Raw genomic sequence first — 12292 nt, forward strand, 5'->3', positions numbered from 1 at the left:
TTTCCAGTGGTGTTTTTTTAATAGTTAAACGCGTTGAATGTCTAATAGTTGTCCTGTTAAAGCTGATGCAATAAAATGATATTGTGCTTCTTCATCATCTTGCACAGCAGTAACGCCACCAACTAAAGCCCAGGTATCAGAGCCTTCAACATTAACTTTTTGGAACATTGGTTCAACCCAAGTAGTAATAATGTTGGTATCAGAACCTAAATTATTTTTAATTCGCTCAATTACTTGTTTACTATCAATTTGATGTATTAAGTATAAAGCACCAGCTCCGACAACAGCTGCTGTTGTTGAAGCAACGAGGGTTGATTTAACTAATCCCTTTAAACTCATAGATCTAACCTCCTCAGTTTATATATCTATTTTATCATTATATTATAAATAACGTTGGTAATTGACAACTTTTTTTTAGTTTGTAATATAGTTTATAGGTCAGAAAGGAATTGAAGACAATGAAAAAGCTAGAAGATCAAGCAACAACAAATATTGAACAATTAACGAAAGATGGTAAATTTATTTTATTTTTTGAAGCCGATTGGTGCCCCGATTGCAAATTTATTGAACCCGAGATGCCAGCAATTGAACAAGATTATCCAGAATATGAATTTATCCAAGTTGATCGAGATCAATTCTTAGACTTAGCCAAAGACTTAGGAATTATGGGTATTCCTAGCTTTGTTGCTTTTTCTAATGGCCAAGAAATTGGACGTTTAGTTAACAAGGAGCGCAAAACTAAGGCGCAAGTAGAGAGTTTTATGGATTCTTTAAATAAATAAAATTTAATTGGGAAAGATATGGTGAAACGATTGCAGATTAGTGTTTACAATCCAGCAGTTTTTGGTGACGTAGTTTTGATAATTTTAGGAGCCAACACTGCGGAGCAAAGTACAGTACAAAAGGGTAACATTGTACAAATTTTAAATGATCAAAATGAAGTAATTGGCTATAACTTCTTTGATGTGTTGGCCAAGTTGAATTTAAGTACACAAGCAGCGGGCCAGTTTCATTTGACTGCACCACAAATTCAAGTGTTAAATCAACAGTTACAAGCCGCAGGTTTTGCTGAGCAATTGGAAGTAGATACGACTGAGTATTTTGTGGCAGGTTTGGTCAAAGAAATGACCCCTCATCCTGATTCTGATCATTTGCATGTTTGCCAAATTGAATTAGATCAAGGTCAAGTTGAGCAGATTGTTTGTGGTGCGCCCAATATTGCCGTTAATCAAAAAGTTGCAGTAGCCAAAGTGGGAGCCATGATGCCCGCGGGCCAGATTATTTATCCAGGTGTTCTTCGAGGTGTCAAAAGTAATGGAATGGTTTGTTCACCTCGTGAACTAGCCTTAGCTAATGCCCCACAAAAACGTGGCATTTTAGTTTTAGACGACCAAGTACCTACGGGTTCAGCGTTAGACTTTGACCAATTGAACCAAATTTTTGTGAAATAAGTAAATTTTACAGCAGAGGTAAACAAATGGAACAACCAATTTATCATTTTATCGGTATTAAAGGAACCGGTATGAGTGCCTTGGCGTTAATCTTGCATGATTTAGGATATGAAGTTGAAGGTTCTGATATTAGTAAACAAACTTTTACGCAAACTGGTTTGCAACAAGCGGGCATTCAGATTACCGATTTTGCAGCAACTAATATTCATCCCGGTTTGACGATTATTTTAGGAAATGCCTTTGGTGATGACAATCCGGAAGTCGCGCAAGCCCAAAAATTAGATTTACCAATCTTTACTTATCCACAAATGGTGGGCAAGTTGGTGAATGAATATACGTCGATTGGGGTAGCTGGTGCTCATGGTAAAACTAGTACAACGGGCCTATTAGCTCATGTTTTACAAGGAATAGCTCCTACTAGTTATTTAATTGGTGATGGTACGGGGAAAGGTGACCGGCAAAGCCAATTTTTCGTCTTTGAAGCTGACGAATATCGGCGCCACTTTTTGGATTATGCACCGGATTATTTGATTATGACGAATATTGATTTTGATCACCCAGATTATTTTGCCGACATTGATGATGTCTTTTCAGCATTTCAACAAGAAGCCAATCAAGTCAAAAAGGCGATTTTTGCTTGGGGTGACGATCCTTTATTACAGAAAATTCAAGCACCTAAAGGTACACAGTTATTTTATTATGGTTTGAATGATCGCGATGATTTTCAGGCAATTAAGATCCAAAAAACGACGCATGGTTCCAGCTTTGAAGTGCTGTATCATGGGCAAAATTTGGGGCAATTTCAAATTCCATTATTTGGTCAACATAATATTTTAAATGCGTTGGCGGTAATTGGTGTCAGCTATTTAGAAAAGATTGCGCCGGCAGAGATTCAACGAGAGTTACAAAGTTTTCACGGTGTCAAGCGGCGCTATAGTGAAAAGAAAGTGGCAGATATGGTGGTAATTGATGATTATGCTCATCACCCTTCCGAAATCAAAGCCACGATTGATGCAGCGCGCCAGCAGTATCCAGATAAACAAATTTTGGTTGTATTTCAACCACATACCTATAGTCGCTTGCTGGCATTATTACCTGGATTTGTGCAAAGTTTGGATTTAGCAGATCAAGTCTTTTTAACGGAAATTTTTGGTTCGATTCGGGAAAATCAAGGCCAAATTTCTAGTGCAGATTTAGGAGCACAATTACAGCATGGTGGGCAAGTAATTACCCAAGATCAGATGCAACCTTTATTAGACTACCATGATGCTGTGGTCATCTTTATGGGTGCAGGTGACATTCAAAAGTATGAAGTTAGTTATGAGCAACAATTAGCGCAACGCTAAAATTTGAAAATGAAGATTGAAACGAGCATTGAGACAGTTCAAGTTAATGGATTAAAACTGTTGATTAGCTTTCGCTTCAATCTTTTTTTATTATTTTGAAAAAGAAATCTTCAAGTTCTTTTGTATTTTCAAATCTATTTAACGAATAGTTTGTTAAAATTAAAGTATTAGAAGATGAGGTACGATGATGAAACCAACAAAATTAGTTTTAGTGGACGGTAATAGCATTGCTTTTCGAGCTTTTTTTGCGATGCATAATGTCCTAGATAAATTTGTCACACCAGATGGATTGCATACTAATGCCATTTACGCGTTTAATAATATGTTAGATTTGATTCTTACTAAAAGTCAGCCGGATGAAATGTTGGTTGCGTTTGATGCAGGAAAAACGACTTTTCGCACCAAAATGTATTCGGAATATAAGGGAAATCGTCCCAGTACGCCACCGGAGTTTCGCGAACAATTGCCTTTTATTAAGCAGTTGTTAGTGGCCCGGGGCATTAAAACTTATGAGTTAGCTAATTATGAAGCTGATGATATTATTGGTACTGTGGCCAAACAAGCGCAAGCTTTGGGCTATGAGGTGCTAGTCGTGACCGGCGATCATGATTTGACACAACTAGTGACGGAGCAAATTACAGTTGCGGTAACTATTAAGGGTGTTTCTGATTTAGAATTTTATACACCTGAGCATTTTCAAGAAAAATTAGGAATTACTCCTACACAATTAATTGATTTAAAAGGTTTGATGGGCGATACTTCAGACCATTATCCTGGGGTTAATAAAGTTGGTGAAAAAACTGGACTGAAATTATTAAAGCAATATGGTTCGATGGAAAACTTATACGCTAACTTAGATACTATGAAGACCAGTAAGCTCAAGGAACATTTACAAGAAGATCGTGAAATGGCCTTTTTATCTAAAAAGTTAGCAACGATTGATTGTCAAGCACCAGTGACGATCTCTGTTGATCAATTAAGTTATGACGGTGATCAAACGGAAATGTTAATTGAATTTTATCGTAAATTGAATTTTCAATCATTTTTGAACAAAATGGATGTTCCACTAAATCCCATTGCCCAAGAAGCTAAAAAACAAGCTGCTTATCAAGAATTGACGTCTGCAACATTAGCTAGTTTTATGCAGGATCACCAACCAGCTAGCATTATTATTGAAATGTTAGATGATAATTATCATGAAGCACCAGTCATCGGCATTGCATTGGGCAATCAAGATACAATTTTAGTAACTGATCAAATAACAGTTTTACAAAATTCTCTATTGAAAGACTGGCTCCAAGATCCGCAACAGGAAAAATATGTTTTTGATTATAAAAGAGACTTAGTAGCATTAAATCGTTATCAAGTTCAGTTGGCTGGTGTTAGTTTTGATGGGTTACTAGCGTCTTATTTGATTGATGTGAATGACAACGCTAATGATTTAGGTGAAATTGCCCAATCTTATGGTTATAATGATTTATTACCCGATGTTGAGGTATACGGCAAAGGTGCCAAGCGCGCTGTTCCAGAAGCTAAGAAATTATGCGATCATTTAGCCAATAAAGTAGCGGCTTTGAATTATCTCCAAACACAATTGCCGCAGCAATTACAACAGCATGATCAAGACCAATTGTTTGATGAAATCGAATTACCTCTAGCCCGAGTGCTAGGGAAGATGGAAATTGCGGGAATTAAAGTTGACGCGACCACCTTACAGCAGATGAAAGTGCAATTAGATGAGCGGTTAACAAATTTAGAAGCAGCTATTTATGATAAAGCTGGTCAAAAATTTAACATTAATTCTTCGCAACAATTAAGCAAAATTTTATTTGAAGAGATGGGCTTAAAGCCCATCAAAAAGACTAAAACGGGCTATTCCACTTCTGTAGATGTTTTGGAAAAATTAAAAGATCAAGCACCAATTATTGCGGATATTTTGGAATATCGCCAGGTCGCCAAAATTCAATCAACGTATGTGCTTGGTTTATTAAGTGCGATTGCCCCTGATGGCCGAGTTCATACTCGCTATTTACAAACACTGACGCAAACGGGACGGCTTTCGTCAATTGATCCCAATTTACAAAATATTCCTGCGCGTGATGAAGGACGTGCTATTCGTAAAGCATTTGTACCCAAAGAGTCATCTTGGCAATTATTTTCCAGCGACTATTCCCAAATTGAATTACGGGTTTTGGCTCATTTATCAGGTGATGAGCATATGCAACAAGCCTTTCAAGCTGATTATGACATTCATGCGCACACGGCCATGAAAATTTTTAATTTGGATAGTATTGATGATGTGACTGCGAATATGCGCCGGAAGGCCAAAGCAACTAATTTTGGGATTGTTTACGGGATTAGTGATTATGGCTTAGCCAAAAATATTGGCATTTCCCGCCGTGAAGCGGCGGAATTTATTCAAGCCTATTTTGAACAGTATCCCAAAGTGAAACAATACATGGATCAAATGGTGCAAAAAGCCCGCGAAGATGGTTATGTCGAAACAATTATGCACCGCCGGCGCTATCTGCCAGATATTCATGCAAAGAATTTTCACTTACGATCTTTTGCGGAACGGACAGCCATGAATACCCCGATTCAAGGTAGCGCTGCTGATATTATTAAGATTGCCATGATTAATATGCAACGGCAGTTGCAACAACAACATTTACAGGCACGAATGTTACTACAAGTGCATGATGAATTGATTTTTGAAGCTCCTAGTACGGAAATTCCCATTTTGCAAGAATTGGTGCCACACGTGATGGATACCGCTGTGAAGTTGGATGTACCTTTGAAAGTAGAATCAGCAGCTGGTCAAACATGGTTTGACGCGAAAGGATAAAATAATGCCAGAATTACCAGAAGTAGAAACAGTCCGTCGAGGCTTAAATCAATTAGTTAAAGGACAAAAGATTGTTAATATTGAGGTGCTGTATCCGAAGATTATCGTCAATCCCTTACCAGAATTTAAGAAAGATTTGATTGGTGCGACGATTACCGATGTGGGGCGCCGTGCTAAGTATTTACTATTTCATTTTGATAATGATTTGACAATGATTAGTCATTTACGAATGGAAGGTAAATATCAAGTTCGGGATCAAAAAAGTGATTTTGATAAGCATGTGCATATTATTTTTGAGCTAGCCAATGGCCAGTATTTAGGTTATCGTGATGTTCGCAAATTTGGGCGCATGGAAGTTGTGCCCCGAACTGATGAGTTAACCACTAAAGGAATTGCTAAACTAGGTCCGGAACCCTTAACGCCGCAGTATACCTATGATTCATTGGTTAGCGGTTTACAGCGTAAAAAGAAAAATATTAAAGCTGTGTTACTGGATCAGCAAGTAGTTTCAGGCTTAGGTAATATTTATGTCGATGAAGTTTTATGGATGGCTAAAATTCATCCCGAGCAACCAGCCAATCAATTAACTGACGAACAATTACAGGCATTATATCCGGCCATTGCGGATGAAATTCAAACCGCCATTGCCGCTGGCGGAACCACGATTCGCAGTTATGTTGATGCCACCGGTCAAAAGGGCCAATTTCAATTACAATTAAAAGTCTATGATCAAGAAGGCCAACCCTGCCAACGTTGTGGCACGGTAATTGAAAAAATTCGCGTGGCGGGCCGAGGGACACATTATTGCCCGCATTGTCAACGGTTGAACTAATGGGGCGTGCGATTGGAATTACCGGCGGTATCGCAAGCGGTAAAACAAGTGTCCGTCAATTACTTAATCAAGCGGGCTTTTTAGTAATTGATGCTGACCACATTGCTCACCAAATCTTGGATACCAAAACGCCAGCTTTTAAAAAAGTGATCCAACAGTTTGGAACTCAGGTTTTAACTGCCGATGGGCAGTTGAATCGCTCTGCTTTGGGGCAAATCGTCTTTGCCGATGCGAAACAATTGGATTGTTTAAATCAAATTGTGCAACCAGCAATTCGTCAAGAATTGGTGCGACAAATTCAACAAGCACAAGCAACTTCACAAACTGTTTTTTTTGAAATTCCACTTTTATTCGAACAGCATTATGAGCAAATTGTGGATCAAGTTTTAGTGGTTTATGTAACCCAGCAAGTTCAATTACAACGTTTACAAGAAAGAAGTCATTTAACAGTTCAACAAGCATGTAGTAGAATAAAAAGCCAATTACCACTTCAACAAAAATGTCAATTAGCCGATTTTGTTCTTGATAATACTGGTGATTGGCAGCACTTACAGCAACAAGTTGACCAGTTTTTACAACAAGTAATTAAGGAGTAAATTATGATTTGTCCTCAGTGTCAAAAAAATTCTTCTCGGGTTATTGATAGTCGCCCGAGTGACGAAGGCCGGGTGATTCGTCGGCGCCGTGAATGTGAAAATTGTGGATATCGGTTTACAACTTTTGAGCGGATTGAGCATACTCCCGTTTTGGTCATCAAAAAGAATGGTAATCGTGAAGAATTTAGTCGTGAAAAAATTTTACGGGGCATTGTGCGTGCCGCTGAAAAAAGACCAGTGACTTTAGAGGCGATGAATCAATTAGTTAGTAAAGTCGAAGCTAAGATCCAAGCAACGGGTGAAAGTGAAATCAACTCGCGCCAAATTGGTGAATTTGTGATGCAAGAATTAGCCGGTGTCGATGATATTGCTTATATCCGCTTTGCCAGCGTTTATCGTCAGTTTAAGGATATTAACGGTCTGATGCAGGAAGTACAAGAAATGATGTTAGCTCAAAAAAACCAGGCAGAAAGCGAGACAACTGACGATGACGCAAGCGATGATTGATCCACTGTGGGGCTATTGGGTAATTGGTAGTAGTACGCTCACACAATTGGATTATCAGGTTTTAATTGACTTATATCAACCCATTATTGGGAGTGATGCTTTGAGCTTGTATCAGTTATTGTGGCAGCATCAAGTCCCCTTAGTTTCCCAGCGCAAAGCTCATTCTCAACTTTTAAATTTATTGGATCTTGATAGCCAGCATTTTTATCAAGCGCGGATTAAATTAGAAGCCGTCGCTTTACTGCAGACTTTTCAAAGTAAAGATAGTTGGGGTGATTATTTAATCTACCAATTGCAGAGGCCACTAGCAGGAGCTAATTTTTTTCAAGATAGTATTTTAACCACTTATTTACAAGAAAAAATTGGTCAACCCGATTTTCAACAATTATTTAAAAAGTATCATCCTCAACTCCGCAATTTAGACCAAGCCAAAGAAATTACGAAAAGTTTTTTGGAAGTATTTCACCTGTCTCACAAAGTAGTAGATGCCAAAGTTGAGTCTGATGCTCAACTTTCTACTGTTAATCAGCCCAATTATCGACCGACGGAATTAGCGACTTTTGATTGGGATTTCTTAAAGATTACTGTGCGTTCATACCACGTTGCGCCCCAGCAAATTGATCAAAATCAGTCAGAGTTATTTAATTTGCATACTTTCTATGGCTTATCCGAAGTTGAATTAGCGCAGGCAATTGGGCAAACGCTAAACGTGCAAACTGATCAAATTGATTTGCGCCGTTTAAAGTCCTTGATCCAAAAGCAATATGAACAACGGGTGAACTTGAAGACTGCAGCTTTGCCTAGCGCAGCTAAAAGGCCACCGGTGACTAATTTATCCACTAGTCAAAAAAAATTAATCAAGGCCGCGCAGAACCAAGCGCCGGCAGAGTTTTTAGCTAATAAAAAGCACCAAAAAAATGGTTTTGTGGGTAGTTCTGAAACTAGTATTTTGCGGAAGTTACAGGCACGCATGGTTTTACCAGCGGAAGTAGTGAACATTTTGGTAAACTATGTTTTGGATAATTCGCCCACTTTAACGCAAGGTTTTGTGGAAAAAATTGCTAATGATTGGGTGCAGCACGGAATTAATACCGCACCGCAGGCCATTAAATATTTACAGGACTTTCCGCAAAAGCAAACCAAGAAAAAACGTTCAACTACAAATAAAAAAGAGTCCGGAACTGATTGGTCCAAAACCCCAAGTCAACAGGTTAATTCCGAACAATTAGCGCAGATGCAACGGCAATTGCGACAGTTACAAGATCATTCTGAGTGAGGTTAGATAATGGAAAAGTTATCGCAATCATTAGCCAAAATCATTAAAGGCCACCAATGGCAAAATCATTATCAAGATTTATTAAGAAAAGCGTTAAGCGATGAGGATGTGCAACACTTTTTAACGGCACACAAAGACCAAATCACCCAGCCAATTTTACAAAAAGGCTTGGATGCTATTTATGAATTTGTGCAAGCTAAAAGCCATATGCAAGAATTTGCTGCGGGTTATCAGCCGCGGCTGATTTTTAAGAATCAAATGATTCAAGTTACCTATGCTCCTGATGCGCAATTGGTAGCACAAAAAAAGCAGCAACGCTTTGAACGAAACTTTATGACCATTGATATGGCAAGTGATATCCGGCAAGCGGATTTAACTGACTTTGGCACGGGCGCTAGTGGGCGGCAAACGGCGTTGATGGCTGCTTTGAAGTTTGTCTTGAATTATTCCAAAAATGAATTTACACCAGGCTTGTATTTATCAGGAGATTTTGGTGTTGGTAAAACTTATTTATTGGGAGCGATTGCCAAAGAGTTGGTTAATCAACAGGTGGCAGTTTTATTAATGCATTTTCCAACTTTCGCGGTGCAAATGAAGAATGCCATTTCTGATAATTCTGTCTTAACGCGGATTGACGAAATCAAAGCGGTACCGATTTTGATGTTGGATGATATTGGCGCTGACTCATTGAGTTCGTGGGTGCGAGATGAAGTTTTAGGAGTCATCTTACAATACCGGATGCAAGAGAAATTACCGACCTTTTTCTCCTCTAATTTTGCCATGAATGATTTACAAAAGCACTTGGCAGTCAACCAACGTGGTGATCAAGAACCGGTGAAAGCAGCACGGATTATGGAGCGCATTCGCTTTTTAGCACGAGAGGTGGTTTTATCAGGACCCAACCGGCGCTTTCAGAAATAATTATGGATTGTAACTTGCAAAATTGAAAAGCGCGTGGTTTAATATGGACATAGTCATAAAGCTTGGACTGCAGGGAGAGTTAGCCAGAGACTGAAAGCAACTCATTAAAAGCTGAACCATTACATTGATGTTAATAAGTACGTGGTTGGTCGCATTAAAGACTGTGAGATAAAGTTTGGTTACTTTAATGTGGGTGGAACCGCGTCAATGACGTCCCTTAGACAATTTGTCTAAGGGACTTTTTTATTTGTAGGAGGATAAAAATGTCCCAAATTTCTTTAGAATTTCCTGATGGCTCAAAACGTGATTTTGAACAAGCAATCACACCATTAGAGGTTGCTGGTTCTATTAGTAACAGTTTGAAAAAGCAAGCCGTAGCGGCCAAAATTAACGGTACTTTAGTGGATATTAAACGTCCAATTACACAATCTGCTAAGATTGAAATTGTGACCAATAAAGATGCAGCAGCTGCTGAAGTGGCGCGCAATACCGCCATCTTCTTGTTAGAAGCAGCGCTCAAGCAAAAGTATCCGGATTTACATTTAGGTGAACAAGCAGTGAATGATGACGGCTTTTTTGTGGATACTGATAAAGCTGGCAGTCAAGTCAGTGCTGATGAATTGAGTGCTTTACAGGAACAGATGGCACATTTCATTAAAGCTAATCAACCAATTGAACGCCAATTAATGGATAAGAGTGCTTTGGTGGAGCAATTCCAAGCTGATCCTTACCAAACAGAGATTTTAAAATCCATTGATAGTGTGCAGATTCCAGTCTTTAAAATGGGCGACTTTGTGAGCTTTGGTGAGACCGCACTTTTCCCGAAAGCGAGTGATTTAAAACATTATCAATTATTATCCGTTGCCGGAGCTTATTGGCAAGGGAAATCCAGTAATCCGATGTTGCAACGAATTTACGGTACAGCGTTCTTAAATGATGAAGATTTGCAAGCTGACTTAAAACGGCGGGCCGAAATTAAAGAACGTGATCACCGGACGATTGGTCGCGATTTAGATTTATTCTTCGTTGATCCTAAGGTTGGTGCCGGCTTAGCTTATTGGATGCCAAAAGGTGCGACCATTCGGCGGACCATTGAACGTTATATCATTGATAAAGAAATTGCTGCGGGTTATGAACATGTTTATACGCCTGTGTTAATGAATTTAGATACGTATAAGACTTCTGGTCACTGGGATCATTATCGCGAAGACATGTTTCCACCAATGGATATGGGCGATGGCGAAATGTTGGAATTGCGGCCAATGAATTGCCCTTCACATATTCAAATTTATAAGCATCATATCCGTTCGTATCGGGAATTGCCGATTCGGATTGCTGAATTAGGCATGATGCACCGTTATGAAAAATCAGGTGCTTTATCTGGTTTACAACGGGTGCGGGAAATGACCTTAAATGATGGTCATACCTTTGTTGCTTTAGATCAAATTCAAGATGAATTTAAAAAAGTTTTGCAATTAATGATGGATGTTTATCAAGATTTCAACATTGAAAATTATACTTTCCGGTTGAGTTATCGTGATCCGGCCAATACGGAAAAATATTTTGATGATGATGAAATGTGGGATCGTTCGCAAGGCATGCTTAAAGCAGCCATGGATGATTTGGGCTTGGATTATTATGAAGCTGAAGGTGAAGCAGCCTTTTATGGTCCAAAGTTAGATGTGCAAACTAAGACGGCTTTGGGTAATGAAGAAACCCTCTCGACGATTCAATTAGACTTTATGCAACCTGAAAAATTCAATTTGAGTTATGTAGGTGAAGATGGTCAAGAACACCGACCAGTGATGATTCACCGGGGCGTGATTTCTACTATGGAACGCTTCATTGCTTATCTGATTGAAATGTATAAAGGTGCCTTTCCAACTTGGTTATCACCAATTCAAGTTGAAATTATCCCTGTTAATAATAAATATCATTTAGATTATGCCAAAGACTTACAGACGAAGATGCGCCAACAAGGCTTGCGAGTTAATGTTGATGCCCGTAACGAAAAGATGAATTACAAGATTCGTGAAGCGCAAACGCAAAAGGTTCCTTATACGGTGGTTGTTGGTGATCAAGAAGTCCAAAATGCCAAAGTTTCTGTGCGGAAGTACGGTGAACAAGACAGCGTTGAAGAAGATATTAATATGTTTGTGGATAGCGTGATTGCTGATGTTAAGAACTATTCACGGACAGGTAATGAATAATAATCTGGTAAAAGATTTATTTTGCCTCAGACTAAAGATTTAGGCACAAATCCATTACTTGTATCATAAAGATTGAGACTGGGCCAAAAGGTTTAGCAGTTGAGCACAAACTGTTGACTTTTGGAACGCAATAATTAATGTTCGCAGCGTTTTAGAAAACGTAGGAGCATTAATCTTGTTGCCCCAGTCTCTTTTTGTGTGCCAAAAAGTTTAAGTAACAAAGCAGAATTAACTTGTACAAAATTATCATAATACAATAATTGTTGATCTTAATCAAAGACTTAGATTAGTAAAGAAAAAATATTTTT

At 38.7% G+C, this 12292-nt stretch carries 11 protein-coding genes; 10 read left to right on the forward strand and 1 reads right to left on the reverse strand.

Annotated features, from left to right (window positions below):
• Positions 1-24: 24 nt before the first annotated feature.
• Positions 25-339, reverse strand: a complete 315-nt coding sequence (locus AC3B6D_RS06995) for a hypothetical protein (RefSeq protein ID WP_489757756.1) — start codon at positions 337-339, stop codon at positions 25-27.
• A 119-nt stretch (positions 340-458) separates the two neighbouring features.
• Between AC3B6D_RS06995 and AC3B6D_RS07000 the strand changes: the two genes are divergently transcribed.
• The 10 genes from AC3B6D_RS07000 to thrS all read left to right on the forward strand — a co-directional run bounded on the left by AC3B6D_RS07000 (position 459) and on the right by thrS (position 11984).
• Positions 459-782, forward strand: coding sequence for a thioredoxin family protein (locus AC3B6D_RS07000; RefSeq protein ID WP_489757757.1), 324 nt, complete (start codon positions 459-461; stop codon positions 780-782).
• 18 nt (positions 783-800) lie between these two features.
• On the forward strand, positions 801-1451 hold the full coding sequence (ytpR, locus tag AC3B6D_RS07005; protein ID WP_489757758.1) for a YtpR family tRNA-binding protein: 651 nt from the start codon (positions 801-803) through the stop codon (positions 1449-1451).
• Between the two features lie 26 nt (positions 1452-1477).
• The gene (gene murC / locus AC3B6D_RS07010; RefSeq protein WP_489757759.1) at positions 1478-2797 is read left to right on the forward strand and encodes a UDP-N-acetylmuramate--L-alanine ligase; all 1320 of its coding nucleotides are present in this window, start codon (positions 1478-1480) and stop codon (positions 2795-2797) included.
• 184 nt (positions 2798-2981) lie between these two features.
• Complete coding sequence (polA, locus tag AC3B6D_RS07015; RefSeq protein WP_489769675.1) at positions 2982-5642, forward strand: DNA polymerase I; 2661 nt, start codon at positions 2982-2984, stop codon at positions 5640-5642.
• Positions 5643-5646: 4 nt separating this feature from the next.
• Complete coding sequence (gene mutM / locus AC3B6D_RS07020; RefSeq protein ID WP_489775260.1) at positions 5647-6474, forward strand: DNA-formamidopyrimidine glycosylase; 828 nt, start codon at positions 5647-5649, stop codon at positions 6472-6474.
• A complete protein-coding gene (coaE, locus tag AC3B6D_RS07025; protein ID WP_489775261.1) occupies positions 6447-7070 on the forward strand; it encodes a dephospho-CoA kinase in 624 nt (207 codons plus the stop codon). Before mutM ends, coaE begins: the two co-directional genes overlap by 28 nt.
• A 3-nt stretch (positions 7071-7073) precedes the next feature.
• Positions 7074-7577: a transcriptional regulator NrdR gene (gene nrdR / locus AC3B6D_RS07030; RefSeq protein ID WP_489757763.1), complete on the forward strand. Its 504-nt coding sequence runs from the start codon at positions 7074-7076 to the stop codon at positions 7575-7577.
• Positions 7558-8853: a DnaD domain protein gene (locus AC3B6D_RS07035; RefSeq protein ID WP_489775262.1), complete on the forward strand. Its 1296-nt coding sequence runs from the start codon at positions 7558-7560 to the stop codon at positions 8851-8853. Before nrdR ends, AC3B6D_RS07035 begins: the two co-directional genes overlap by 20 nt.
• Positions 8854-8862: 9 nt before the next feature.
• Complete coding sequence (dnaI, locus tag AC3B6D_RS07040; protein WP_489769678.1) at positions 8863-9774, forward strand: primosomal protein DnaI; 912 nt, start codon at positions 8863-8865, stop codon at positions 9772-9774.
• A gap of 263 nt (positions 9775-10037) precedes the next feature.
• On the forward strand, positions 10038-11984 hold the full coding sequence (thrS, locus tag AC3B6D_RS07045; protein WP_489757766.1) for a threonine--tRNA ligase: 1947 nt from the start codon (positions 10038-10040) through the stop codon (positions 11982-11984).
• The last annotated feature ends 308 nt before the right edge of the window (positions 11985-12292 follow it).

Source organism: Bombilactobacillus sp. ESL1097 (genome assembly GCF_058107205.1).

What these genes read in the sequence shown, in the direction of transcription:
- nrdR (WP_489757763.1), top strand. Translation starts at nt 7,074, where the DNA reads ATGATTTGTCCTCAGTGTCAAAAAAATTCTTCTCGGGTTATTGATAGT.
- AC3B6D_RS07000 (WP_489757757.1), top strand. Translation starts at nt 459, where the DNA reads ATGAAAAAGCTAGAAGATCAAGCAACAACAAATATTGAACAATTAACG.
- AC3B6D_RS06995 (WP_489757756.1), bottom strand. Translation starts at nt 339, where the DNA reads ATGAGTTTAAAGGGATTAGTTAAATCAACCCTCGTTGCTTCAACAACA.
- ytpR (WP_489757758.1), top strand. Translation starts at nt 801, where the DNA reads ATGGTGAAACGATTGCAGATTAGTGTTTACAATCCAGCAGTTTTTGGT.
- dnaI (WP_489769678.1), top strand. Translation starts at nt 8,863, where the DNA reads ATGGAAAAGTTATCGCAATCATTAGCCAAAATCATTAAAGGCCACCAA.
- AC3B6D_RS07035 (WP_489775262.1), top strand. Translation starts at nt 7,558, where the DNA reads ATGACGCAAGCGATGATTGATCCACTGTGGGGCTATTGGGTAATTGGT.
- polA (WP_489769675.1), top strand. Translation starts at nt 2,982, where the DNA reads ATGATGAAACCAACAAAATTAGTTTTAGTGGACGGTAATAGCATTGCT.
- mutM (WP_489775260.1), top strand. Translation starts at nt 5,647, where the DNA reads ATGCCAGAATTACCAGAAGTAGAAACAGTCCGTCGAGGCTTAAATCAA.
- thrS (WP_489757766.1), top strand. Translation starts at nt 10,038, where the DNA reads ATGTCCCAAATTTCTTTAGAATTTCCTGATGGCTCAAAACGTGATTTT.
- murC (WP_489757759.1), top strand. Translation starts at nt 1,478, where the DNA reads ATGGAACAACCAATTTATCATTTTATCGGTATTAAAGGAACCGGTATG.